General features: G+C 62.2%; 23 protein-coding genes. 9 read left to right on the forward strand and 14 right to left on the reverse strand.

What is annotated here, in order from left to right:
- Positions 1–132 precede the first annotated feature (132 nt).
- Positions 133–741 (forward strand): hypothetical protein, encoded by a 609-nt coding sequence (locus HMI59_RS15910; protein ID WP_193591849.1) that lies wholly within the window; start codon positions 133–135, stop codon positions 739–741.
- Positions 742–805: 64 nt separating this feature from the next.
- Here the strand turns inward: HMI59_RS15910 and HMI59_RS15915 are convergent, their stop codons facing one another.
- Positions 806–1,543: a GAF and ANTAR domain-containing protein gene (locus HMI59_RS15915; RefSeq protein WP_021472697.1), complete on the reverse strand. Its 738-nt coding sequence runs from the start codon at positions 1,541–1,543 to the stop codon at positions 806–808.
- Between the two features lie 263 nt (positions 1,544–1,806).
- Here HMI59_RS15915 and HMI59_RS15920 point away from each other — a divergent pair, with 263 nt between their 5' ends.
- Positions 1,807–2,241, forward strand: coding sequence for a hypothetical protein (locus HMI59_RS15920; RefSeq protein WP_021472698.1), 435 nt, complete (start codon positions 1,807–1,809; stop codon positions 2,239–2,241).
- A 153-nt stretch (positions 2,242–2,394) separates the two neighbouring features.
- On the opposite strand, the gene HMI59_RS15925 is transcribed toward HMI59_RS15920, so the two are convergent.
- From HMI59_RS15925 to HMI59_RS15940, 4 genes are read right to left on the reverse strand one after another with little or no spacing between them, the layout of a single operon-like run.
- Complete coding sequence (locus tag HMI59_RS15925; RefSeq protein ID WP_166187118.1) at positions 2,395–3,414, reverse strand: LacI family DNA-binding transcriptional regulator; 1,020 nt, start codon at positions 3,412–3,414, stop codon at positions 2,395–2,397.
- 26 nt (positions 3,415–3,440) lie between these two features.
- Complete coding sequence (locus HMI59_RS15930; protein WP_021472700.1) at positions 3,441–4,187, reverse strand: cupin domain-containing protein; 747 nt, start codon at positions 4,185–4,187, stop codon at positions 3,441–3,443.
- Positions 4,187–5,164 carry a PmoA family protein gene (locus HMI59_RS15935; protein WP_193591850.1) on the reverse strand — a complete coding sequence of 326 codons (978 nt, stop codon included), beginning with the start codon at positions 5,162–5,164 and terminating at the stop codon, positions 4,187–4,189. Before HMI59_RS15935 ends, HMI59_RS15930 begins: the two co-directional genes overlap by 1 nt.
- Before the next feature lie 21 nt (positions 5,165–5,185).
- Positions 5,186–6,292: a Gfo/Idh/MocA family protein gene (locus tag HMI59_RS15940; protein ID WP_193591851.1), complete on the reverse strand. Its 1,107-nt coding sequence runs from the start codon at positions 6,290–6,292 to the stop codon at positions 5,186–5,188.
- Between the two features lie 207 nt (positions 6,293–6,499).
- On the opposite strand from HMI59_RS15940, the gene HMI59_RS15945 reads away from it, so the two are divergent.
- Positions 6,500–8,845, forward strand: a complete 2,346-nt coding sequence (locus HMI59_RS15945) for a glycoside hydrolase family 3 N-terminal domain-containing protein (protein WP_193591852.1) — start codon at positions 6,500–6,502, stop codon at positions 8,843–8,845.
- An 18-nt stretch (positions 8,846–8,863) separates the two neighbouring features.
- On the opposite strand, the gene HMI59_RS15950 is transcribed toward HMI59_RS15945, so the two are convergent.
- On the reverse strand, positions 8,864–9,553 hold the full coding sequence (locus tag HMI59_RS15950; protein WP_193591853.1) for a hypothetical protein: 690 nt from the start codon (positions 9,551–9,553) through the stop codon (positions 8,864–8,866).
- A gap of 168 nt (positions 9,554–9,721) precedes the next feature.
- Between HMI59_RS15950 and HMI59_RS15955 the strand changes: the two genes are divergently transcribed.
- The 3 genes from HMI59_RS15955 (at position 9,722) to HMI59_RS15965 (ending at position 12,428) form a co-directional block, all read left to right on the forward strand.
- Positions 9,722–10,486, forward strand: a complete 765-nt coding sequence (locus HMI59_RS15955) for an SDR family oxidoreductase (RefSeq protein WP_021472705.1) — start codon at positions 9,722–9,724, stop codon at positions 10,484–10,486.
- A 36-nt stretch (positions 10,487–10,522) separates the two neighbouring features.
- Entirely contained in the window at positions 10,523–10,954 is a 432-nt protein-coding gene (locus HMI59_RS15960; RefSeq protein WP_193591854.1) for a VOC family protein, read from the forward strand.
- A gap of 136 nt (positions 10,955–11,090) precedes the next feature.
- On the forward strand, positions 11,091–12,428 hold the full coding sequence (locus HMI59_RS15965) for an amidohydrolase family protein (protein ID WP_193591855.1): 1,338 nt from the start codon (positions 11,091–11,093) through the stop codon (positions 12,426–12,428).
- Here the strand turns inward: HMI59_RS15965 and HMI59_RS15970 are convergent.
- Genes HMI59_RS15970 through HMI59_RS15990 form a run of 5 tightly spaced genes read right to left on the reverse strand, consistent with a single transcriptional unit; the run spans position 12,425 to position 18,703 of the window.
- A complete protein-coding gene (locus HMI59_RS15970) occupies positions 12,425–13,093 on the reverse strand; it encodes a YesL family protein (protein ID WP_193591856.1) in 669 nt (222 codons plus the stop codon). The genes HMI59_RS15965 and HMI59_RS15970 overlap by 4 nt on opposite strands.
- 5 nt (positions 13,094–13,098) lie before the next feature.
- Positions 13,099–14,748: an extracellular solute-binding protein gene (locus tag HMI59_RS15975; RefSeq protein WP_021472709.1), complete on the reverse strand. Its 1,650-nt coding sequence runs from the start codon at positions 14,746–14,748 to the stop codon at positions 13,099–13,101.
- A 6-nt stretch (positions 14,749–14,754) separates the two neighbouring features.
- The gene (locus HMI59_RS15980) at positions 14,755–15,624 is read right to left on the reverse strand and encodes a carbohydrate ABC transporter permease (RefSeq protein WP_166187135.1); all 870 of its coding nucleotides are present in this window, start codon (positions 15,622–15,624) and stop codon (positions 14,755–14,757) included.
- Positions 15,625–15,665: 41 nt separating this feature from the next.
- Entirely contained in the window at positions 15,666–16,640 is a 975-nt protein-coding gene (locus HMI59_RS15985) for a sugar ABC transporter permease (protein WP_021472712.1), read from the reverse strand.
- On the reverse strand, positions 16,631–18,703 hold the full coding sequence (locus tag HMI59_RS15990) for a beta-galactosidase (protein WP_193591857.1): 2,073 nt from the start codon (positions 18,701–18,703) through the stop codon (positions 16,631–16,633). The genes HMI59_RS15985 and HMI59_RS15990 overlap by 10 nt, the downstream gene beginning before the upstream one ends.
- A 317-nt stretch (positions 18,704–19,020) precedes the next feature.
- Between HMI59_RS15990 and HMI59_RS15995 the strand changes: the two genes are divergently transcribed.
- Both HMI59_RS15995 and HMI59_RS16000 read left to right on the forward strand, forming a co-directional pair.
- Complete coding sequence (locus HMI59_RS15995) at positions 19,021–19,773, forward strand: metalloregulator ArsR/SmtB family transcription factor (RefSeq protein WP_166187111.1); 753 nt, start codon at positions 19,021–19,023, stop codon at positions 19,771–19,773.
- 31 nt (positions 19,774–19,804) lie between these two features.
- A complete protein-coding gene (locus HMI59_RS16000) occupies positions 19,805–19,981 on the forward strand; it encodes a hypothetical protein (protein WP_166187110.1) in 177 nt (58 codons plus the stop codon).
- Between the two features lie 5 nt (positions 19,982–19,986).
- Here the strand turns inward: HMI59_RS16000 and HMI59_RS16005 are convergent, their stop codons facing one another.
- The 3 genes from HMI59_RS16005 to HMI59_RS16015 form a co-directional block, all read right to left on the reverse strand.
- A complete protein-coding gene (locus HMI59_RS16005; RefSeq protein WP_166187109.1) occupies positions 19,987–20,271 on the reverse strand; it encodes an acylphosphatase in 285 nt (94 codons plus the stop codon).
- A 100-nt stretch (positions 20,272–20,371) separates the two neighbouring features.
- Positions 20,372–21,193 carry a glycosidase gene (locus HMI59_RS16010; RefSeq protein WP_021472717.1) on the reverse strand — a complete coding sequence of 274 codons (822 nt, stop codon included), beginning with the start codon at positions 21,191–21,193 and terminating at the stop codon, positions 20,372–20,374.
- 151 nt (positions 21,194–21,344) lie between these two features.
- The gene (locus HMI59_RS16015; protein ID WP_193591858.1) at positions 21,345–22,376 is read right to left on the reverse strand and encodes an adenosine deaminase; all 1,032 of its coding nucleotides are present in this window, start codon (positions 22,374–22,376) and stop codon (positions 21,345–21,347) included.
- An 83-nt stretch (positions 22,377–22,459) separates the two neighbouring features.
- Between HMI59_RS16015 and HMI59_RS16020 the strand changes: the two genes are divergently transcribed.
- Positions 22,460–23,365, forward strand: coding sequence for an MSMEG_6728 family protein (locus tag HMI59_RS16020; protein ID WP_193591859.1), 906 nt, complete (start codon positions 22,460–22,462; stop codon positions 23,363–23,365).
- Positions 23,366–23,390 lie beyond the last annotated feature (25 nt).

The raw sequence follows: 23,390 nt of genomic DNA on the forward strand, positions 1-23,390 counted from the left end.
TCGGGTCACGAAACGCGGCCGGAGGGTGGAATGCATTAGCCCGAACGCCTGTCCAGCATTGAAAACACATTCATCGACATTTAGCACCCTGACCAGATGCAGCTCGCATCGCAACAAAACAAGAGGATCAACATGAGTGAACGCTATTCCCCGCCGGCCGCCCCCAATCAATCCCTCCCCGGTTACGAGCAACCCGCCAGGGGCAACGGCTTTGGAACCACTGCACTGGTTCTGGGCATAGTTTCCGTGGTTTTATCCATCATTCCCATCATTGGATTCCTGGCCTTCATTCTTGGTCCCCTGGCCATTATCTTTGGCGTCATTGGGGTAACCAGGAAGTTCACTAAGAAGGGCACTTCCATCACCGGCCTGATCCTGGGCGGCGTCTCGATCATCATCGCCATCATCGTGACGGTGATCCTCGCAGCCGCGGCGAGCAGCGTGAACGAGTCCCTGAACAAGGAACACAAGGTCGAGTATGTGGTAACTACTACCGGCCCCGCGCAGGTGAATTATTGGAATGGTTCGGGCTCATCCGCGGAGGACATCACGGCGGATTGGAAGAAAGAATTCACGGCCAAAGGGTTTGAAGTAACCTCCCTTACCGTCTCCGGCGATTTCACCAGCGAGTCCTCAGTGACTTGCGAAATTTTTGTCGACGGAAGCAGCGTCTCAAAGAACAGCGGCACGGGCACAGCTGCAACGGCAGCATGCGCGGGAACGAGCAGCCTGGCTAAATAGTCGGGCAGCAACGGAACGCGCGGCGGGTGCAAACAACCCGCCGCGCTGTTGTTTTAACCAACTCTTACTCCTCGAAGTGCGTCGTGACCTTGCCCGAGGACACGGCCGCGATGATCGACTGGGCCAGATGGCGGAGTTTGATGTTCCGGTTGCTGGAAGCCGTCCGCAAAATGGTGAAGGCTTCCTCTTGGCTGCAGTGATTCTGGGCCATGATGGCGCCCACCGCAAGATCGATCACGGTCCGCGACTGCATTGCTGCGGCGAGGTCGTTGCGGGCGTCGCTCAGCTGGGCGATCTTCAGGGCCAGCCGAAGTGACTTGGAAGCGTGGGACGCGAAGACCTCTGCGCGTTCGACGTGGGACTCGCTGAAGGCGTTGGCATGTTCGGAGTAGAGGTTGAGCGCTGCGCGCGTATCCCCCTCAACCAGGAGCGGAACATTCAGTAGGCAGCGCAGACCCTGCCTTGATGCCGCGGCAACGTACTCGGGCCAGCGGTATTCACGCGTGAGATCCGGCACCAGGACTGAACCCATCTGATCCATGGCAGTGCGGCATGGACTATCGAAGTCGTTCTGGAGGTCATCCATCACCCGGGCGCGATCGTGGCTGGTGGCAACTGTGGCGGCGCGCTTTTTTCGCAGGACGGTGATGCCGCAAAAAACCGGCGAGTCGGGGTGGGAGAGACTCTCTGCCGAGAAAATTGCCAAGTCCGTTAGGAACGCCTCGACATCTTCACTACCGAGGACAAGATCCAGAAAGTATCCATTCTGGAGAGCTTCCTGCTCGGGGTGGGGGTTGACCATGTGACGTATTTCCTACTGCCTGAAAGCGTCCCTGGCCTAGAGCAAAGGAGCGAAAAATGCCGCCCTCTGCAAAACGGTCTGGGAATACCTTATCGTCCAACGATGAACGGTACAAAGTGCGCCACGGTCTGGTTGACCTGCGGCTTCACACCCCGTCCGCCCGTCGTTGGAGAACACCTTCTACCTGTCACTTTGCGCGGAAACTAAGTAGGCTTACTTTTATAGTCCGCAGTGCAGGACCAACAGCGCAAAGGAGTTATCTGATGGGCATCGAAGAGAGCATCAATAAGGCCGCCGAGAATGCGATGGAAGACTTGGCCGGCACGTCTGAACCCGTCAAGGGCGGGCAAGTGCCGGAACCGAACCAGAAAGCAGACGACATCCAGGTGCACTCCTCGCTGAGCGAAGGATCCAACGCCATGGATTCCGACACCCCGGAAGAGCAGGCCCAGGCAACGTCGGGTCGCGCGGGCTCTTCCGACTCAGGGGTGCCGGCCACTGGCGATGGCGGTGTTGAGCAGGACACCGGAATCACGGACAGCGACATCAATCAGGACCGCGAAGGAGACCGGGACATTCCCACGGCCTCCGGCGACGTTCCAGGACCGGCGGGCCTCCCCGACGGCGATCCGGACGCGCTCAGGGCAGATCCGTCCGAGGGCGGCGAGGACCCGTCGACCAATATGGGTCGAGGCTAGGGCCGGGCGTACTGCCACGACCCGCCTTCACAGTCGAACGGCCACTTTGCAACCGGCTGCAGTTGCGGAGTGGCCGTTCTTTGTCCAAAGAAGGTCGCGGAGGCAGGCCGGCCAAAAGCACGCCGGCCAAAGGCATGCAGCTACGAGCCAGATCTAAGACACCGCGGCCGTGGAACCCCGCACAACCAGCTCCGTTCCCAGCTCGATCCTCTGCGGCAACTCTTCGTCGCCCTCCAAATGGCGAAGCAACGCCCGCATGGCAGTCTCCGCCATCTGGACTACGGGCTGGCGGATGGTGGTCAGGCCCGGTTCGATCCATTCGGCCGCCGGAATGTCGTCGAAGCCGATGATGGACAGGTCTTCCGGGATGCGCAGGCCTGCCGATCTCGCGGCGCGGTACGCCCCGACGGCCTGGGCATCGTTGCCCGTGAAGATCGCCGTGGGCCGATCCTTCAACCGCAAAAGCGAAGCAGTCCCCCGCTCACCGGATTCGATGGAAAAATCTCCGGGAACCATCAACGACGAGTCCGCCTCCACGCCTCCCCGACGGAGGGCTGCAAGGTAGCCGTCCTCGCGGGCACCACTGCACTGCAGGTCCTCACGGCCGCCGATCATCGCGATCCTCCGATGGCCCAGCTTCAGCAAGTGCTCGGTGGCAAGGAACGCACCATCCCAGTTGGCGGCACCGACGGTCATCAGCTCCGGCCCGGGCTTGCCCACGGGGTCAATGAGAATCACCGGAATCCCGAGGGACTTGATGCGTTGAATCTGCTTCGAGTCCAGTTCGTAAACCGCCAGCAGGACGCCGTCGGACTTTCGCTCTGCGAGGTTCGCCAGCCACGGACGGATCCGCGAGCCGTCCAGCGACAGGCTGCTGACCACGGTGCCGTAGCCCGCTTCCTGGGCCACGCGCTCGACGCCCTCAATGATCTCGCAGGCCCATTCCGACCCCATGCCCGGGAACACCAGGTCGATGAGTCCGGCGCGCTTGCTGCGTTTGGCGGGGCGCCGGGCATAATCGCGCTTGGCGATGATTTCCTCCACGCGGGCGCGCGTTGCCGCAGCTACATGGGCGTGTCCGTTGAGGACCTTCGAGACGGTCGGCACGGAGACCCCTGCCTCGCGGGCGATCTCGCTGATAGTGGCCCGTCCCGAGTCCTGCTTGGTCCCCATGTGTGCCTACCCCTTTCGGCCGGGAATCACCTCCCGGCAGCTTCAGTTTCGGAAAGTTCCCACGCTTGGATCCGGCCGCACATGCCGTAAATCCTGCGGGATTTCCGTTCGCCCATCGTAGTCCTCGCTTCCCGGAGGTAGAAACTTTCCGTCGACCCGAGGGAATCCAAATGTGCGGCGGTGATGTGCGCTTGACGTCCCGCTCCGTCGGCCAAGTACTTTCGCCATAGCCCGGTCCGCTCCCGGACCAGAGCGGCAGCGGCTGCGTGGAAGTCGGCGAGCGCGGAGACCCCGGACCTCAGGACGGCAGATTTCAGTTCCAAGTAGCCCTCTAGCGCCAGGTCACGACGGCGGCGCGCAGCCGCCTCGGCCGCCGCATCGCCGGCGTCCGCGTCTGCAGCCGGAAGCCGCACGGCGCGTGAGTAGGCGTCCGCGTCCCTGAGGTACTCCGCCGGGAAGGTCAGCACGGCATCGCCGTTTTCCGGCAGGCCGGCATTTTGCATGACGACCAGCACGCGAAGATCACCTGAGTCATTGATGGCCCGGTGCACTGTCCCGGGCGTGAACCATACGACGGTCCCCGGTTCCAACGGCGTTGAGGTAAAGCCGCGCGAATCGAGCGTCTCCAGCCGGCCAGTCCCCTGCTGCACCACATAGGCCTCGGTGGAAGCCGTATGCATGTGCGGCGATCCCCCGGCCGCGCCGTCCATTCCAGGCCATGAATAGATGCTTACTTCGGAAACGGCAGTAGCTCCGGGGAACGACGTGCACACTACGCCCAAGCCTCCAATGCCTCGCCGGCGGCGGCAGCCAACGTGGCGGCGGCGTCCGCGTCCACTGCACCATCGGAAATCACGACGGCGTAGCGGTACGTGAGCGGTTCACCCACCTTGAGCGGGACTACTTCGCTGAAGAAGGGCGCCGAGCCGAGGCAAGCGAACATCGACGAGCGGGCGAACCATTGGTTGCACGCACCGGGGTTGCCCTGATCCTCGACGAACATAATGGTGGACTTCCGGCACGTGGAGTCGTGCTGGCCGGTGAATGCGATCCAGGAAGAACGGGTCCCCATAAACTCGTCCGCCCCTGTTCCCGACTCCGATCGGAACTCCCCTCCGGTGAAGGAGCGTGGACCGCGCCAGAACAGTCCTCCGTATCCGGCGTTGTCGCGGCCCTCAGTGGTGGGGCTGCCAATGCCGATTTCTGTACCTGAGATGTTGTCCATGGTGCTCTTGAAAAGCAGCACCCACGCCCCCGGAGTTGGCAGCAACCCGATGGCGAAGCTGCGTTGCTCTTTGATGAGTGGCTGTCCAGCCTGGCCATCGGAAATTGCTTGGCCGCTGGAAGGCTGCGCGGTCCACACCAGTGACTCGGTCACGGTGATCCCATTGGTGGATTCCTCGATGCTGGTGAACGCCTCATGGCCCATGGCGCCGTTGTTGTCGAGGTTCGCGTAGCCCGTGGCCCGGGTGTAGGTGGCGCCGCCCCAGAAGTTGTGGTCGCCCACATTGGGAAGTGCCCACGACAGGCCCTTGTGCCACACATGGTCCCACGGCCGGTAGATAGTTACTTCGTCTCCGCCGAGGGTGGTGAGGGGATGGAAATAGGGCCGCGGGCTTTCGTATTGCTCGTCCTCAGGTTGGTACGTGTACGTGGCGATGGCCAGATCGCCCGCTGTGAAGGTGAGCGAGCGCCCATCGTCCGAGTAGGCAATTGACGCGGCTGTTGTTGTCTGGGTTGTGGTTGTCATGAGTGTCTCTCCGGAGGGTGGTCAGGCGCGGGCGGTTGAGGCGAGGACACGGGTACCGAGGCCGTCGCCGTCCATGCCCCCATAGAAGGGGTGGCCGGGGACGATCTCGCCCCGTCGGACCGCTTGGCCCGTGAAGGCTGAGGCGTAGATGGCGGCAGCGAACTCCAGCGTCTGCCGCGACGACTCGGCGTCGGCCGGGAGCGGCCGTCCGGCGTCGAGCGCGTCATACATCGCCAGGAACTGTGCGGAGTGGCCGCTGCCCCGCTCCAGCGGTTCGGCCTTCCAGGCCTCGGCGACGGACAATTCATGGTTCGGGGCAGGAGTGACGGTCCAGTTGCTGGTGCTGTAGCCGTAGAGATGGGTGAGCTCCACTGTGGCGAACTCACAGTCGATACGGATCTCTGATGTTTCGCGCGGAGAAAGCAGGGAATTGATGACCGTTGCCGTGGCGCCGTTTTCGAAGCGGACCAGCGCAGCGGACAGGTCCTCGGTGGAAGTGGCCCTGGCTTGGCGGGCGGCGATCGCCACCACTTCCTCCCACGGTCCAAGGAGGTGCAGGAGAAGGTCGAACTGGTGGATGCCGTGGCCCATGGTTGGACCGCCACCCTCTGCCTTCCACGTTCCGCGCCAGGGCAGGTCGAAGTAGTTATCCGGCCTGTACCAGAGAGTGTCGCAGCGGGCTACGAGGGGACGTCCGAAATCGCTGCCTCCAATCAGTTTCCGCGCGGCCGCTGAGGCGTCGCCGAAGCGGTGCTGGAAGACGCAGGAAAACTGGGCTCCGTTGGCTCTGCCCGCGGTGTTCAGCCGGTCGAAGTCGGCCAGACTGAGAGCCGGCGGCTTCTCGGACAAGACGTGGGCTCCGGCTTCCAGGCATTCGATGGCCTGATCGATGTGCAGCATGGGCGGAGTGCAGAGATGGACGATGTCCGGCTTGGCCTCGGCCAAGAGCTCACTGAGGCTTTGGAAACCGGCCGCTATTCCGTGCTCGGCCGTGAAGGCCTGCAGACGCGCTTCGTCCACATCGCAGGCTGCCACGAGCTCGGCCCGGCCGTCCGTGCGGGCCAGGTTGGCGGCGTGCACGGCGGCGATGCCCCCGGTTCCAACGATGGCCACTCTGTAAGTCTTCATGTGATCTTTCTGTTGTCGATTCCGAAAGTTTCCGTTGTCGAAGGCGCGAATGAATGTATCCGTCAGATTCTCTTTCCGCTCGTCTATCAGCAGATAACGCCCTCTATGACCTAGCGGCCACCCTGCAAGTCAACACTTCTGCCCGTAGAAAGTAAACAGAATTTTCTGATACTTTCTAAAAATCACCGCCAACTACAGGGAGAACCCATGAGCAGCGGCGCTGCCGAAAAGCAAACACTCGCCCGCGTTCCGGCCGAGGACGTAGTGGACTACCTCATCGCGGAAATGACGCTCGAAGAGAAGCTCGCACAACTGGCCGGCGTGTGGGTCAACGCCTCCACGGACGGCGATTCGGTGGCTCCTTTGCAGAGCCAGATGGCCGGTGATCTCCGCTCGTGGGAGGAAGTCATCGCGAACGGGCTGGGCCAAATTACCCGCATGTATGGGACCGTCCCGTTGGAGCCCTTGGACGGTGCCCGGCGGTTGGCCAGTGCGCAGGAGCAGATCATGACCGCGTCGCGTTTTGGAATCCCCGCGCAGGTACATGAAGAATGCCTGGCGGGACTGGCGGCGTGGAAGGCTACCGCTTTTCCGGTTCCACTGGCGTGGGGAGCCACTTTCAACCCCGACTTGGTCAAGGAAATGGCCCGACGCATTGGAACCAGCATGAAAGCACTGGGTGTTCATCAGGGCCTGGCGCCCGTCCTTGACGTCGTCCGGGACCTGCGCTGGGGCCGCGTGGAGGAAACCATCGGTGAGGATCCGTACCTGGTAGGAACCGTCGCCACAGCATACGTTCAAGGGCTCGAGTCCACCGGAATCGTTTCCACCCTGAAACACTTTGTGGGCTACTCCGCTTCCCGGGCCGGGCGCAACCACGCACCGGTATCCATGGGGCCGCGCGAATTGGCTGACGTGATGCTGCCACCGTTCGAAATGGCCATCCGGCACGGCGGCGCCCGTTCCGTCATGCACGCCTATACCGACGTCGACGGCGTACCGGCCGCCGCGAACCGCGCCCTGCTGACCGGGCTGCTTCGTGAGGAATGGGGCTTTTCGGGACCCGTGGTGGCCGATTACTTCGGCATCGCTTTCCTCGACGTCACCCACGGGGTAGCCGCTGATCCCGGTGAAGCTGCCGTCCTGGCGCTGACTGCCGGCGTCGACGTTGAGCTCCCAACGGTGAATTGCTATGGCGAACCCTTGCTCCGGAAAGTCCGCGAAGGATCCATCGCAGAGTCGGTCGTGGACGAAGCGCTCCGGCGGGTGCTGCGGCAAAAAGCCGAACTCGGCCTCCTCTCACCCGGCTTCAGCGCCGCTCCGGCCGCACTTTCCGGGCCGGTGGACCTCGATCCCCCTCAAGACCGCGCCCTGGCACGGGAGCTGGCAGCGCAGTCCCTGGTGTTGTTGAGCAACAGGAACCACAACGGCACGCCTGCACTGCCCCTTTCTGCGCCAGGCTCCGTAGGAGTAGTTGGTCCGCTGGCCGACGATCCCTTTGCCATGCTGGGGTGCTACTCGTTCGATGCCCACGTAGGCGCCTCGCACCCCGACGTGCCAATGGGCATTTCGATTCCTTCGGTGGCCGGAGTAGCCCGTGAGCGATTCGGTTCCACGCGGGTTGCGGTCACAGGGAACTGCGAAGCGGCAAGCAATGAACAGATCGCTGAGGCCTGCGCACTTGCCGCCTCAGTGGAGACGTGTGTTGTGGTGGTGGGCGACAACGCCGGACTCTTCGGCAGGGGCACGTCAGGCGAAGGGAATGACGCCGCGGACCTCCGACTGCCCGGAGACCAGCACTCAATGCTGGACAGCATCCTGAGTGCGTGCGCCGAATCCGGAACCCGGTCGGTGGTGGTGGTCCTCAGCGGCCGGCCGTATGCTCTCGGGGCCTTCGTGGACCGCACGGACGCGATCGTCCAAGGCTTCTTCCCTGGCGAAGAGGGAGGCGAGGCACTCTGGGACGTACTTACCGGCGTCGTGAATCCATCCGGCAAACTGCCGATTTCAATACCCCGCTCCCCCGGCGGCCAACCCGGCACCTACCTCCATTCCAAACTGGCAGGCCGCACGGAGGTCAGCGCCCTTGATCCTTCTCCCTTGTACGGATTCGGGCATGGGCTGTCCTACACAAGTTTCGAACTCTCAGCCCACCGCTGCAGCGCGCCGACCATGCCGACGACGGGCACGGTCACCGTCAGCTGCACGGTCACCAACACCGGACCCCGCAGCGGAGCCGAGGTTGTCCAGCTGTATTTGGAAGACCCGGTGGCCGAAGTGGTCCGACCCGTGTGTGAGCTGATCGGTTATGCCCGGGTGGAGCTGGCCGCGGGCGCGTCGGCCACCGTGGACTTCGTTGTCCATGCCGATCGCACATCGTTCACTGGCGTGGACCTTTGCCGGGTTGTGACTCCCGGGCTGGTCAGGCTCCGCGTAGGAACGTCCAGCAACGGCAACTCAGCAACCCACGAGGTGATCCTGCACGGCCCGCGTCGAGTGGTCGGCTTTGACCGTGAGATGTTGACGCCGGTGAAGATTCGCCATGACGGGTAAGCGGGGTGCTTCGCGGCTCTAGGCCATCTGAGCGTCCGCCTCCGGATCGCGCCTGGCGTCGATCATCCCGGCCACCTTTGCTTCGAGGGCGGCCAGGGTAACGTCGGGCAGCATGATCAGGCCATCAAGCTCTTTACGGGCACGCTTGTAGGCCGTCTGGCGCTCGGCGGGCGTCGCGGCAACGTCCTCGGCGATCCTCAACAGCTTCCGTGCCGTGGCCAGTCGATCGCGTTCGGGGCCGGTGAAGTTGGCGTCCTTGATGCGCTTGGCTTCGTGCTCGGCAATTTCGAAGGCGATCTCGTAGCTGCGGACCGCCGATCGGTATTCGGCGAGCCTTGCCGCCGTCGTGATGTCAGCAGCAGCCGCTGGACGCAGGCCGTCGGCTTCTTTCTTGGCCCGCAAAAAAGCTACCGTCAGCGGTTCCCGCACATCACTCATCAGCGGATAGTCGATGAGCTTTCCAACGTCCAGTTCATAGTCGAGCCACTTGTGGTTCACGGCGTCGTGAGCGGCCATAAGCACTGCGACCTCGGCTTGGCTTGCCTGCTCCGCAACCACCTGCTGGTTCTTCAACTTATACAGCTCCACCTTGCGACGGTGGCGGCGCTCGTTGGCCTTGGAGATCGACTTGGCCCACCCGCCGGCCATGCCGCCAAAGACGAAAACCAGCCACCAATAATTGCCAAGGAAGTTGAAAAGGGGTTCCACAGAGCCATCCTCCCACCTGCTCTCAACACCCAACAACCCGCAGCCTCAGGGCGGCAAGCACGTTTCCAAGCAGGAGTTCTTCTTATGCTCGGTACGTCAAAGCGTTAGTTTGACTGGTCACTCGGTACGCTTCGTAGAACATCGTCACCCGCATGGAAGGACACCATCGTGCCCAACACGAACGACCACAACGACGTGGCAACCTCTGCAACCGCCCCGCAGCTCAACGTAGTCGTGGCCGGTTCCACCAGCGCTGCAGGGCAAGCGGTGGTCAAGGCGCTCGTCGCGCTGGGAGCGCGGGTGGCCGCCGTCGATCTCGATGCCGCCCGCCTTGAAGCGCTTGCGGAAGACTTCGACGGCGTGACGCCCTACACCTGCAATCTCGCCAACCGCGAGGCAGTGGAAAAGCTTGCGGCCTCGGTCCGCAATGACCTCGGGCACGTGGACGGGCTCATCCACCTGGTGGGCGGCTGGCGTGGCGGCGAAGGCATCACGGGCCAGAAAGATGAGGACTGGGACGTCCTCCACACCAGCATCATGACCACGTTGCGCAACACCTCGCGCGCTTTCTACGCCGACCTGGAAGCTTCCCCGCGAGGCAGGCTGGCAATCGTGTCGGCCACGAGCGCGGCCAAGCCCACGGCGGGCGGCGCTGCGTACTCGGCCATCAAGGCAGCCTCGGAAGCGTGGGTCCTGGGAGTTGCAGACGGTTTCAACGCAGCACAGTCCGGCCACAAAACCGAGCCCAAGGAACAGACCTCGGCGGCAACCGTGTTCGTGGTGAAGGCACTGCTGGATGACGCCATGAAGGAAGCGGCCCCGCACCGCAAATTCCCCGGCTACACGCACGTCAACGAGCTGGCCGAACACATTGCGGCGCTCTTCGCCGCTCCCGCGGCGGACATCAACGGCACCCGCCAGCACCTCAGCTAGCCTCCGCAGCGGGGCCTACGGACTAGCATTGCCCGCATGGACCAGCGACTGCACTTCATCACGTTTGCCACGCAGGACCACAACCGGGCCCGGACCTTCTACCAGGACGGGCTCGGTTGGGAGCCCCTCATGGATGTGCCCGGGGAGATCATCTTCTTCCAGGTTGCACCCGGCCAGGTACTGGGCCTCTTCGACGCCGGCAAATTCGACCAGGACCTCGCCTCAGGAACAACAACCACCGGTGTCAGCGGGGTCACCCTTTCACACAACGTCGGAAGCCAGGAAGAAGTGGTCGCCACCATCGAGGAGCTCGTCGCAGCCGGCGGCACCGTGCTGAAGCCCGCGCAGGCAGGGGCATTCGGCGGCATCTTCCACGGGCACGTCCAGGATCCGAACGGCATCGTGTGGGAAATCGGCTACAACCCCGGCTGGAGGATCGAGGAGGACGGTACGGTAGTCTTCGGCTGATTGGCATACCAAACCATCCTTGCGCTTCCGGGTTTTGACCTAAAGCTTGCTTTTCCATATCAACTTCCTGCACTCTGGAATACCAAAGTGGAACCCATGGCCATTGCGTTCCGGCATTTCCTCCAGGAGTACAACGATGTGCAACCACGACCACACCTCAGCACCCACGCCAAAAAGTGAGCTGCCCCGCCGCGGAGTCCTCGCCGGAGCTGCCGCGCTGGCAGGAATATCGGTAGCCGGGCTCGCCGCCCAGATGGTCTCGGCTCCCCCGGCCCTGGCCGACAACCCCAATTCTGGCTCGAACTACCCGGGCAAGCCCCTCACCACCCAGGCCCTGATCATCGAAGGCGGAACGGTGGTCGACCCCAAGACCGGCGACGCCGTGGCTGACGGCGTCGTGGTTCTCGACGGCGGCAAAGTGGCTGCCGTCGGTAGCCGCGACGAAACGCGCAAGGCCGTTGCCGCCGTCGTACAGCGTGCCCGTGTCCTCAACGCAACGGGCCGGTGGGTCCTTCCCGGCCTTGTGGACGCGCACGTCCATGCCAACGCGCTGGCCGATGCCCGACTCCTGCTCCAAAGCGGCGCCACCAGCGTCCGCAGCGGTTCAAGCTCCTTCTACCAGGACATCGCTTTGGCTGCCGTACCGTCCTGGGCTCCGGGCATCTCGCCACGGATGACAGCCGCCGGCCTCTTCATTTCACCGGACCAGGGCGACTCGCTGTTGGCCGACCCGGACCTGGCCCCCTTGGCGATGCTCAAGGACGGCGTGACGGAGACCCAGGACCTGGCTTACCTGACCCGGGTCAACATCAAGCGCGGCGCCGAGGTGATCAAGACCCGCGCCAACCCGCGGGCGGGCCTTCCCGAGCAGGATCCCCGCGAACTGGTGTACGACGTGGAGCAGATCGGGGCAATCGTCAAAGCCGCCAAGGGCGCCGGAGTGCTGTGCCACGCGTACAGTGCTGAAGGCATCGACGGCGCCGTCCGGGCCGGCGTGCGCAGCATCGAACACGGTGTGTTCGTCAGCGAAGCAACCCTCCATGACATGGCCCGCCGCGGAACATACTTCACCCCCACCATGGATGCGATCACCAGCATGGCCACGTCGGCAAACCCGATCCTCGCCGCCCGGGGCAAGGAATACACGCCCATCCTTCAAGCTGCCGTCCGCGCGGCCAAGGACGCGGGCGTGACGATCATTGCCGGCACCGACTCCTTTGGTTCCGACGTCACTCCGATCGGTACCGAGGTCCGGTTGCTGTCGGAGGCCGGCCTGACCCCGCTGGAAGCCTTGCAGGCCGCCACCACCAACGCCGCACGGCTGCTTGGCCGTGGCGACGCCGTCGGCCGCCTTGTACGGGGCTCGCTCGCCGACGTCGTCATTGTCGACGCCGATCCCCTGGCCGACGGTTCGGCGCTCGAGAAGGTGAGCACCGTCGTCGCACAAGGCGCAGTGGTGCGTACCAACCTCTAATCGACAGCCTCGGTGAATTTGGTTTCCACCAGCATCAGCAGCGGTTTGGAGTTCAAGCACAGCAGGTAGAGCACCGGCCCTGCCGTAAAGGGCACCAACCACGCCGTGTTGGCCAAAAGGACGAAGCACCAGACAAACAGAATCCCTGCGTTGCCTAGCGAAACCCGCTTATTCGCCGCCATGCTGTAGATGGACAAACGGTAGATGTCCGTTGTCCGGAAACTGAACCGCGACACAAGGGCCATTGCATGCACCGCAGCTGTGCCCACCATGATGCCCAGTCCCACCAGCCCTACCCGGGCAGCAACCGCCTCAAGGTTGCTGCCCGGAAGGCTGATGAGATTGCCCGCGATAACCGTGAGCAATGCCAGGTACGGCAGCCACACCAGCAAAGACTGTCCAAAGTCCCGCCGGTAGGACTTGAGGAAGTCCCGGAACACGCTGGAGTCTTCCCCGGACAGGAGCCGGTTGAAGGCATAGCAGGCGGCAACTATGGAAGGGCCGGTGAGCGCGAAACCTGCCAAGGCCAACGGCCCCAACAGCGGCGCGGCCAGGACCAGCACATTCGCCAGCAGCACCAGCCCGCTGCACACCATCACGCCGTATACAACGCCCGCAGCCTTGAACAGCGCTCCTGAACCGAACTCCGCCTTGGTGGCTGACATGGGTCCTACTTCTTGTCCGCGTACGCCTTGTAGGCCTTGTTGGCGAGGTCGACGTACTTGCTCATGCCCTTGCTGTCGAGCTCCTTGGTGTACGCATCAAACTCCCCGAGCGGGCGCTGACCGGTGATGAATTTGAGGGTGTTCTGCTTGACGTGGTCCTTGAGCGGGGTCAAGGCGAGGGTGGCTTGCTCCCGGTCCACATCGTTGAACGGAACAGGCGGCGCAACCGGACGCGGTGTCTTGGACTTCATCGCTTCCTGGAACGCGAGTTCCTCGTCGTTGAACGTCGATTGCAACAGATCAGTTGTTCCGCCGTACGCGAAGTTGCCGCCGGAGAACCCGTAGTCCACGCGCAGGTCCTTGGTTCCTGATGGGTTGAGGCCCTGGAAGTTGATATCTGCAGCGAGCTTCCTCTTGCCGCCTTCCTTGGTGTACGTCGTGCCCTCCACGCCCCACTTGCTGAACTCCTGGCCGGCGTCGCTGTAGAACAACCAGTCGATGTACTGGATGAGGGCCACAAAGCTGTCTTTGTCCTTCACCGAGGAATTCAGCATGATGCCGTTCTCCAGGCGGGTGCCGCCGATGATGTCTCCGGCAGGTCCGGAAGGTACCGTGATCTTGCTGATTTCGAAGTTGCCCTTGCCAAGGGACTGCTCCATGGACGTCCTGTAGGTGATCACGTTCTGCGAGTTGGCGCTGATCACGAAGGACTTGCCTGAGACGAACTTCTGGATGGCGGCGTCATCGGTTTGGGTGAAGCTTTCCGGATCCATGAGGCCTTCGGAAACAAGCGAGTTGAAGTACGTTGCCAGTTCCTTGAACTTGTCCGAACCTCCGGCGAAGGCAAACTGCTTCTTGTCCTGGTCAAAGAGGAGACCGTCAACCAGGCCCCACCCCGCCACCGTGCCGAAGGACGGCGCCGCAATGTTCAGGACGCTGTCGCCCTTGAACCGGTCGGAGAAAGGCACGACGTCGGGATAGGCCTTCTTGAGCGACCGCAGGACCTCGCGAAGTTCGTCCCAGGTCTTCGGTTCGGACAGGCCTTCCTTCTTGAGGATGTCTTTACGGAAGCACAGGGAGTAATCGGGCCAGAGTTCCTCATGGAGGCCCGGGAGGACGTAGTACTTGCCGTCTTCCTGCGTCAGGGCTTCGATTTCCGGCTCAAGCTTCCACTTCTTGACCTTGTCCTGGAAGTGGGGCATCAGGTCAACGTAGTCACTGACGGGCAGCACTGCGCCAGCCGATACGAACGCTGCTTCCTGGCCGGGGTAGGTCTTGGCGATGATTTCAGGTGCGCTTCCCGAGCTGATGAGAAGGCTGCGCTTCTGTTCGTAGTCGCTGTTGGGAACAATGGTGGGTTCCAGGGTGACGTTGTTGTCGCTGGCCATCTTGGTGAAGAGCAGCCAGTCCTTCTTGTACGGGTAGGTGGGCTGATCCGAGAAAAGGAATGTAAACGTCAACGGCTCCGTCGCCTTGAAGGTGTCCCCCACCCCGAAACTGTCCATGGCGCCCTTGCGGGACTTCGAGGTGTCTACCTTCTCCTCGCCGCCCTCGTCACAGGCGGTCATGACCAGGCCTATCGTGACGACGGACGCGAGCCCAAGGAAATCCCGCCTACGGAGTTGGCGTTTGGTGATCATTGCTTGTCCTTTCATGAGGGGTTATTCCTTGACGGAACCGAGCATCACGCCCGAGAAGAAGTACTTCTGGACGAAGGGATAGACGCAAAGGATTGGTATGACGGTCAGGACGATGGTGACCGACTGGATGTTGGCGGCGATCTGGCCAACGTTCTCGGCCGTGCCTCCCGCCGATCCGGCCGTCGTGACTCCGGCGATCATGTTGCGGAGGTAGATCGTGACGGGAAAGAGATCCGGGTTGTCCAGGTAAAGGAATGCCTGGAACCAGGAGTTCCAGTTGGCCACGGCGTAGAACAGCACCATGGTGGCCACAATCGCCTTACTCAGCGGCAGCACAACCTTGAACAGGATCCCGTACTGGGTCAGCCCGTCAATGGACGCAGCTTCCTCCAGTTCCCTCGGCATGTTCTCGAAGAACGACTTCATGATCAGCAAATTGAAGACGCTGATGGCGTTAGGCAGCACCACGGCCCAAATGGTGTCCCGCATTCCGAGGGAACTGATCAGCACGTAGTTGGGGATCAGGCCACCGTTGAAGAACATGGTGAACACGGCCAGACCAATGAAGACGCTGCGGCCCTTCAAGTCCTTCTTTGCTATGGCGTAGGCAAAGGATGTGGTCAGGACCATCGAGATGGCAGTGGCCACCACCGTGTAGAGCACCGTATTGCCGTAGTTCGTCCAGAAGGCCGAGTCAGCCAGGATCAGCTTGTACGTCTCCGTATTGAAGCCCATCGGAAACAGGTTGACCTGCCCGGAGTTTATGAAACCCTCACTGGAAAACGACTGCGCAATGATGTTGAGGAACGGGTAGGCAGTAAGAAAAACCACCAGGATCAGGAACAACAGGTTGAAAGCCCTGAAGACCTTCATACCGGTGGAAACCTGCATTTCACTCAAGAGGACGCCGCGATCGGCGGAGACAGACTTTTTCACCACAGGCTCGTTCCTGCGACGCGCTTTGAAATGGCGTTCGCTGAGAGGATCAGCGTGAGGCCGATGACGGATTCAAACATTCCGATCGCGGCGGCATAGCTGAAGTTGCTGGATTCCAGGCCCACCCGGTAGAGGTAGGTGGAGATGACGTCCGACGTTGCGTAGTTCAACGGGTTATAGATGAGCAGGATCTTCTCGAAGCCCACCGCCATGAACGTCCCGATGTTGAGGATCAGCAGGGTGATGATGGTGGGCCTGATGGCCGGCAGCGTCACATGCCACGTCTGTTGCCAACGGTTTGCCCCGTCGATCCGGGCCGCCTCGTACAGCGATTCGTCCACCCGGGTCAATGCGGCAAGGTAGAGGATGGCGCCCCACCCCATGGTCTGCCACACCTCGGAGCTGATGTACATGGGACGGAACCAGTTGGGGTCCTGGGTGAAGTTCACCGAGGTGCCGAACAGCGCTTCCGAAATCTGATTGACGGTGCCCGTCATGGAGAAGTTCTGCAGAATCATGCCGGCAATGATCACCACGGACATGAAGTGCGGGAGATAGGCCACCGTTTGCACGAACTTCTTGAACTTCTGGGACCGTAGCTCATTCAGCATCAGCGCAAAGATGATGGGCATAGGGAAGCAGAAGGCCAAGGTCAGCACGCCAAGGACGATCGTGTTCTGGAATGCTTGCCAAAAGCTGGGGTCGTTGATGAACAGGGTGATGTATTTGAACCCCACCCACTTCTCGCCAAAGATGTTGCCGCCCGGCTGGAACTGGCGGAAGGCAATGACGTTTCCGGCCATGGGCAGGTACCGGAACACCAGGAAGTACACCAGTGGTAGCGCTAACAACGTGTACAGTCGCCAGTCCCTCTTGAAGGCCAGCTTCCAGCTGCCCGGCTTGTCGCGTTTCTTCCCCGGCCGCTTCTCATCAACAACCGCGGCGGGTGGAACGTCCAATCTCAGTGCCATGCGGGTGCTCCTGTCTTGAGGATCAGTACGCCATTCGCTCCGACCTCCACCGCCCCTCGAACGGGACTGTCAGTGAAAACGTCGGTGCCGCCGTCGTTCACCTCTACGGTGACGGGAGCGTCATTGTGGTTGAGGACAAAAAGGAAGCTGTTAACCTTGCCGTCAGGCGTGGTGCTGGTACGACGACGGACCTGCACTCCTGTGGGCACGTCCAGGACGGCGGTTATGCCGGCGGTCCGGAGGACGTCAGCAAGCAGCTGCTGCAACAAGCCGTCCTCCACCCTCGCGGAGATATACATCGCAGTTCCGGCACCAACGGTATTTTTGGTAACTGCAGGCATTTCGGAAAGCCGGCCGGAGGCGTAGCTCGCAACGACTTCCGCCGTTTCGGCGTGCACATGCTCAGTCCAGTAGTCCGCGGAGGACATGCCGCCGTCGAACGTTGCCAGCTTGACCAGATCTTCCGTTTCGGCGAGCGGGTGCATCTCCTCGCTCCAGGCACCCAGTACGTCGCGGAGGGCGCCGGGGTAGCCGCCCAAGCGGATCGAGTTGTTCTCGTCAACGATTCCGGACAGGTAGGAAACCACCAGGCGTCCCCCGGAAGCGACATACTGCTCAAACCGGGAAGCGGAAGCATCGGTCAGCAGGTATGAGGCGGGCATGATGACGACGTCGTAAGGGGAAAGGTCGCTGTTCGTGTTGACGAAATCCACCGCGACGTTGGCTTCGAAAAGGGGCCGGTAGAAGCGCAGGACCTCTTGCGGATAATTCAGGTCCGAGCGGGGCGAATTGCCCAACTCCAGCGCCCACCAGCAATCCCAGTCGAAGACAATCGCCACCCTTGCCTCTGAACGGGATCCGGTCAGGTCACCGAGCACCTTCAACTCCTGGCCTAGCTGGCATACTTCGCGGAAGATCCGGGTGTTGGGACCGGCGTGGTTGACCATGGCTGAGTGGTAGCGCTCGGTTCCGCCCTTGGCTTGGCGCCACTGGAAGAACAGGATCCCGTCAGCACCCTGCGCTATGGCCTGGTACGAGCCGAGCCTCATCGTTCCGGGGAGCTTGGAGACATTGATTGACCACTGGCTGACCGCGCCGGTCGCTTGCTCCATCACCATCCATGGCTGGCCATGGCGGAGGGACCTCATGAGGTCGAAATTCAGTGCGGCCGCTACATGGGCATCGACTTCCCGCGGGTCGGGGTAGATATCCAAGGCGGCGGCGTCCTCTTCGGCCGCCCATGCCCAATAGTCGTTGGTCTTGTAGAAGCGCATGAAGTTGGTGACGATCGGAAGGTCCGGCGTGTGACGGCGGAGGATGTCCCGTTCAGCCTTGAAATGCTCCAGCATGCTGTGCGACGTAAAGCGGTGGAAGTCCAGTCGACGCGACGGGTTGGACCAGGTGCGTGGCTGTTCCGGAACCCGGACTTGGCTCCAATCCGTGTAAAGCTGACCCCACACGCTGGTACTCCACGCATCGTTCAGCTGATCGATCGAGCCATACTTTTCCTGCAACCAGGCGCGGAAGGCGTCTTCAGCCCACGGACCATAAGACGTGGGGCCGTATTCGTTGCCCACGTGCCACATGCGCAGCGCCGGATGCGAGGCATAGCGCTCCCCCATTTTCTCCGTGAGCTCCAACGACTTTGCCCGGTAAACAGGATGGGACACGTCAAAGTGCTGGCGCGACCCGAAGCCGAAGATACTGCCGTCCGCCCTCTCCGGCATGATGTCCGGATACTGCTGCACAAGCCAGGCTGGAGGGACAGCGTCCGGAGTCGCCAGGTCCACCCCGATGCCGTGGGCGTGCATGAGATCCATAACCTCATCCAGCCAGTCGAAGTCGAAGATGCCGTCCGCTGTTTCCAAGCGGCTCCAGGAGAACACGGCCAACGTCACCAGGTTCACCCCCGCTTGCTTCATGAGTTCGGCGTCCTCGCGCCACACCTCCCGCGGCCATTGTTCCGGGTTGTAGTCACCCCCGTAGGCAATGCCGCCGAGTCGATCATGCATCCGTTTGAGGCGCTCTTCAGCCCGCAGTAAGTCTCCCGGGTGGATGGTCATCTTTGTCCTTCGATAGGGCGTCGTCGCCCCGAAGCTTCAGTGCGACCTGCATCACAGGGAGAAACTATCGTAAAGTTTACGAGATAACAACAGCCAGTTTCGAAGCAATTGTCCGGCCTCAGTTCGGTGGTGGGCAGTCCTCTGGTGGGCTTTGAGAGTGCCCGAGCCCGTCTGTGGCCGCGTCGAGGGATGCACTTATTTCGGCACGTCCTCGGAAACTTTCTATGACTAGAGCCCTGGGTGCACCTTCGCCCGCGGAGGGGAAACCGAAGAGAAACCGTTGACATGTGACTAAATGGTCACCTATCGTAGGGCTCATGGACCTCGTGTTCAAAGCCCTCGCTGATCCAACCCGTCGGGAATTGCTGGACGAGTTGTTCCGCGAGGACGGGCAGACCCTTTCTGCCCTCGGGTCCCGGTTCGAGATGACCCGTTTCGGCATCGCCAAGCACCTCAAGCTGTTGGAAGAGGCAGGCCTTGTGGTGACCCGCCGTCGGGGGCGTGAAAAGCTGCACTTCCTGAATCCGGTACCCATCCGACTCATCCACGATCGTTGGGTGAGCAAATATGCAGAACCATGGGCCGCTGCCCTCAGCGACCTCAAATCCAGATTGGAAAGTCCCATGGAAAAGATCTTCGAGATTTACATCAAGACCACCCCGGAGCGGCTCTGGGAGGCCATCACCACCAGCGAGATCCGCAGCAAGTACCAGTTCGGAAACACGTTCACCTCGGACTGGACCCCTGGCGGGAAGTTCCAGATGCACAACGTGAAAGCGGATGCCCCTCTAGGCGAGGGTGAGAACATCGAGGTGGATCCCCCGCGCCGGCTGGTTCAGACCATGACCGCACTATGGGGCGAGGACGTGAAGGCTGAAGGCACGTCGCGCATTACGTGGGAGATCGAGCCGGTGGGCGACTCGTGCCATCTCACCGTGACTCACGATCAGCTCCGCGAAGGCGCCAACGACCAGCTGTACGGAGGCTGGCCCATGATTCTCTCCGGCTTGAAGACCTGGCTGGAAACCGGTGAAACCCTGACTACCCCGGGCTCGTTGATGTACGCCTGAACAGCCCGTGAACAATCGCTAGGATTGCTAAATGACCCACGATAGCGAAGTTGAGGTTCCGGCAACCACAACACCGTTCCAGCTATTGCTGCAATCGGGAAGTGTGCGACCCGCAGCGGCAGCCGCTGTGGATTTCGCCAACATTAATCGCGTGAAGTTGACGACGGACACAGCCATGATCCTGGCTGAAGAACGAGACAACTCGTAGGGGACCTAGCCGGCTATCCCAAACCCTGCGAATTCGCCCGTGGCCTCGGACAACTCCGAGTCCACGCGCTCCACACGGCCGGGCGCGTGCGAAGAAGCCAGCCAGTCCAGGAGCCGTTGTACGTCGTGGCGCGGGCCCTCGGCAACAACTTCCACTGTGCCGTCGGAATGGTTGCGGACCGTGCCCGTGAGCAGCAGCTCGTCGGCCTTACGGGCCGTCCGGTAGCGGAAACCAACCCCCTGGACCACGCCGGAAACACGCGCGGTGAGTCTCACTCCATCTGCTGCCATGGACCCACCTTAACGAATCCAGCCCTTGCCCGCTGCTCCCCCTGCAAGGGAAGGATCAGCGGACAAGGGCCGGATTCGTGAGTCTTACTGCGGTTGGAGGCTAGGCCACCACGATGTCGTGCGTTGCGTGGCTGTACGTGATGGTGACCGGGCCGCCGTCGTGGTTCAACTCGTGGTTGGCACCGTCGCGGACTCCGAAGGCACCGTAGTTCTCGTTCCACGAACGGTTCAGCGCGATCTTGTACGTGTAGAAACCGGCCGGGAGCTCGGCCGACAGGGACCAGACCTGCACCAGCGGGTTGAACTCCATCTGGGTTTCGTCGTACTGGGGGGCCCAATCCTCGGGGGCACCGAGGATCTTGTTGAAGTCCCCGGCAACCGCAACGGCTTCTGGCTGAGGCAAGGTCTCGACGGCGGATGCAGCTTCAGCCTTGGCCGGTGCCTTGCGCGTCGTCTTCTTGGCAGCCGTGGCCTTGGGCGCGGCTTCCTTCGCGGCAGCGGCCTTGGGGGCAGCTTTCTTGCCGGCAGCACGCTTGGTCTTCGGCTTCGCAGGCGGGGCAGTCGGGACGGCGACGTCGTCCGGGATGGGGGTTCCGGCGTCGAGCGCTGCCGCGAAAGCCGCAGCGTCCGGGAAGGCGACGGTGGCGCGCAAGCCCTCTTCCGGGATGGTCCAGCCGGAACGTCCCTTGACCAGCCAGCCCGCCTTGACCAGCTTGGCCGAGGCGGATGTCAGGGTCTTGTGGCCGCGCGGAATCCCACCGCTCAGCAGTTCAGCCTCGTGGGCGTTGAACGGAACGCGGGCGGTTGCTTCGGCCAGGACTTCACCGGCATTCAGCTTCTCCTCGGACCAGACATTCTCGGCGAGGATGTCCAGTACGGCCTTCAAACGAAGATTGGTGTTCTCGGCGGTGTTCGCGCCCATGCTTCTCCTTCAATGGGTGAATACTCACCCAGCAGTTTGCCAATGATTTGTTAATTCCCGCGACTGCGAAAGGTAAACACCGTGTGTCGTGACCGAGTGTGACATTCACGACGCCCCAAGTGATGGAGGAGTCTCGGCAACAGCGGCGAAATTACTGCGGCGGCAGCGACTCCTTGACCCACTGGGTGACTTCCTCCAGCAACTCCGCTTTGCGCTCATCGCTCGCGAACGAACTCCGGATGGAGTTCGCCGCCAGAGTTGCCTGCTCCGGAACGGAGAAGCCGTGGACTTTCACCAGTTGCTGGTAGTTGTCGTCCACGTAACCGCCGAAGTACGCGGGATCATCGGAGTTAACACTAACGTTCAGGCCGATGGCGAGCATTTCCGGCAAGGGATGGTCTTCGAGTTTGTCCACAGCCCGGAGCCGGACGTTTGACAAGGGGCACACAGTCAACGGCACCTGTTCGGCAACCAGCCGCTGCACCACCTCGGTGTCCTCCATGCACCGGATGCCGTGGTCGATCCGCTCGACGTGCAGGAGGTCCAGGGCCTCGGTGATGTACGACGCCGGACCCTCCTCGCCCGCGTGCGCGCTCCTCCGCAGGCCCGCCTCGCCGGCGCGCTGGTAGAGTCGCTCAAATTTCGACGGCGGATTGCCCACCTCTGCGGAGTCCAGCCCGATGCCGGCGATCGGTGCGTTCATGTCAAGGAGCTGCTCCAACACGTCCAACGCGGAGTCCTCGGGCATGTCCCTCAGGAAGGCGGCAATGAGCAGCGTAGAAACGCCGAAATCCTCCTTGGACGTTGCCAGCGCTTTGGCCACGCCGTTCACGCAGGTCTCCAACGCAACACCACGGGACACGTGTGCCTGAGGGTCCATCATGATCTCCGCATGGCGCACGCCACCGGCCGCGGCCCGCTTCAGGTAGTCACGGGTCATGTCCGTGAAATCCTGCTCGGTCTGCAGGACAGCCATGTTTGCGTAATAGAGGTCCAGGAAGGACTGGAGGTCCGTGAACTCGTACTTCTCCCGCAGTTCGTCGATGTCCTGGTACGGAAGGTCGATCCCGTTGCGTTCAGCCAGGGAGAAGATCAGCTCGGGCTGGAGAGTCCCTTCGATGTGCAGGTGCAGTTCGGCAACCGGGGGCGCCGTTGTCGTCGTTTTCTCGCCAATAGTTTCCACTCGACAACTCTAGGCCGAATCGTCTTCGCGTGTCCCCGGACACTCAACTTGGATCTGCGGCGATGCACCCCCAAACTGAAAGGATGCAGACTTTCCTCCCCTTCGCCGATTTCCGTGAGAGCGCCGCCGCGCTGGACACCTCAAGGCTCGGCAAGCAGCGCGTCGAAGCCCTCCAAGTGCTCCGCGCATTGGTCATCCCCGAGTACGGCTGGCAGAACCACCCCGCTGTGCGCATGTGGATGGGTCACGTTCCCGCCCTCACCATGTACGGGCTGGCGATGGTGGATGAATGGGTCAAGCGTGGGCACCCGGACAACACCCGTGAGAACATCGCGGAGTTCGCGCCGCAGGCTGCGCACCCTGACTACGCCGCCAAGATCCCCATGCCGTGGTGGCTCGGTGAGGAAGAACTGCACCTCAGCCACCGGTCCAAGCTGGCGGGCAAGGACCCCAAGCACTACCGCGAACTCTTCCCGGGGATCGAGGAACGGCTGGATTACGTCTGGCCCGAGCCGCGGCACGAATTCCACCCCGAGGACCCCGAAGAGGACCGTCTCTGGATCGTCCGCGCACCCGTGGGTGAGCTCCGGCCGGAGCAACTGGAGACCGTGAGCCTGCCCCCGCACGGGAAGGCGCGCCCCATCGCCAGCCCGGACGAGTACCAGTTCGTGTACGAGGAAGAGAAGTCCCGCCGCAACCTCGGTGCTCCGAAGAAGCGTCCGGTGCAGCGGGAGAAGAAGCCCACGCGTAAGCGCGCCGCCCAGGACCAGGCCTTCAGCACGCTCCCCGGCAAAACGGAGGTCGCAGTCCCGTTCGACGGTGGACAGACGTTCGCTGTCGGGCTCATCCAAGGCCGGCCCATCTCGGTTGAGGGCCGTTTCGCCCGCAACTTCGAGGTCACCAACGTGATCAAGCGCTCCGATTTCGACTACCCCGCACTGCTGCAGGACCCCCGCGTGTTCTTCCCGGTTCCCGCACCCGCACAGTAACTTCGGTTTCTGCGGCGCCCGGATA

The sequence above is a fragment of the Paenarthrobacter sp. YJN-5 genome, from assembly GCF_015040095.1.
Classification (GTDB): Bacteria; Actinomycetota; Actinomycetes; order Actinomycetales; family Micrococcaceae; genus Arthrobacter; species Arthrobacter ureafaciens.

What these genes read in the sequence shown, in the direction of transcription:
- HMI59_RS15910 (WP_193591849.1), top strand. Translation starts at nt 133, where the DNA reads ATGAGTGAACGCTATTCCCCGCCGGCCGCCCCCAATCAATCCCTCCCC.
- HMI59_RS15915 (WP_021472697.1), bottom strand. Translation starts at nt 1,543, where the DNA reads ATGGTCAACCCCCACCCCGAGCAGGAAGCTCTCCAGAATGGATACTTT.
- HMI59_RS15920 (WP_021472698.1), top strand. Translation starts at nt 1,807, where the DNA reads ATGGGCATCGAAGAGAGCATCAATAAGGCCGCCGAGAATGCGATGGAA.
- HMI59_RS15925 (WP_166187118.1), bottom strand. Translation starts at nt 3,414, where the DNA reads ATGGGGACCAAGCAGGACTCGGGACGGGCCACTATCAGCGAGATCGCC.
- HMI59_RS15935 (WP_193591850.1), bottom strand. Translation starts at nt 5,164, where the DNA reads ATGACAACCACAACCCAGACAACAACAGCCGCGTCAATTGCCTACTCG.
- HMI59_RS15940 (WP_193591851.1), bottom strand. Translation starts at nt 6,292, where the DNA reads ATGAAGACTTACAGAGTGGCCATCGTTGGAACCGGGGGCATCGCCGCC.
- HMI59_RS15945 (WP_193591852.1), top strand. Translation starts at nt 6,500, where the DNA reads ATGAGCAGCGGCGCTGCCGAAAAGCAAACACTCGCCCGCGTTCCGGCC.
- HMI59_RS15960 (WP_193591854.1), top strand. Translation starts at nt 10,523, where the DNA reads ATGGACCAGCGACTGCACTTCATCACGTTTGCCACGCAGGACCACAAC.
- HMI59_RS15965 (WP_193591855.1), top strand. Translation starts at nt 11,091, where the DNA reads ATGTGCAACCACGACCACACCTCAGCACCCACGCCAAAAAGTGAGCTG.
- HMI59_RS15970 (WP_193591856.1), bottom strand. Translation starts at nt 13,093, where the DNA reads ATGTCAGCCACCAAGGCGGAGTTCGGTTCAGGAGCGCTGTTCAAGGCT.
- HMI59_RS15975 (WP_021472709.1), bottom strand. Translation starts at nt 14,748, where the DNA reads ATGAAAGGACAAGCAATGATCACCAAACGCCAACTCCGTAGGCGGGAT.
- HMI59_RS15980 (WP_166187135.1), bottom strand. Translation starts at nt 15,624, where the DNA reads ATGCAGGTTTCCACCGGTATGAAGGTCTTCAGGGCTTTCAACCTGTTG.
- HMI59_RS15985 (WP_021472712.1), bottom strand. Translation starts at nt 16,640, where the DNA reads ATGGCACTGAGATTGGACGTTCCACCCGCCGCGGTTGTTGATGAGAAG.
- HMI59_RS15990 (WP_193591857.1), bottom strand. Translation starts at nt 18,703, where the DNA reads ATGACCATCCACCCGGGAGACTTACTGCGGGCTGAAGAGCGCCTCAAA.
- HMI59_RS15995 (WP_166187111.1), top strand. Translation starts at nt 19,021, where the DNA reads ATGGACCTCGTGTTCAAAGCCCTCGCTGATCCAACCCGTCGGGAATTG.
- HMI59_RS16000 (WP_166187110.1), top strand. Translation starts at nt 19,805, where the DNA reads ATGACCCACGATAGCGAAGTTGAGGTTCCGGCAACCACAACACCGTTC.
- HMI59_RS16005 (WP_166187109.1), bottom strand. Translation starts at nt 20,271, where the DNA reads ATGGCAGCAGATGGAGTGAGACTCACCGCGCGTGTTTCCGGCGTGGTC.
- HMI59_RS16010 (WP_021472717.1), bottom strand. Translation starts at nt 21,193, where the DNA reads ATGGGCGCGAACACCGCCGAGAACACCAATCTTCGTTTGAAGGCCGTA.
- HMI59_RS16020 (WP_193591859.1), top strand. Translation starts at nt 22,460, where the DNA reads ATGCAGACTTTCCTCCCCTTCGCCGATTTCCGTGAGAGCGCCGCCGCG.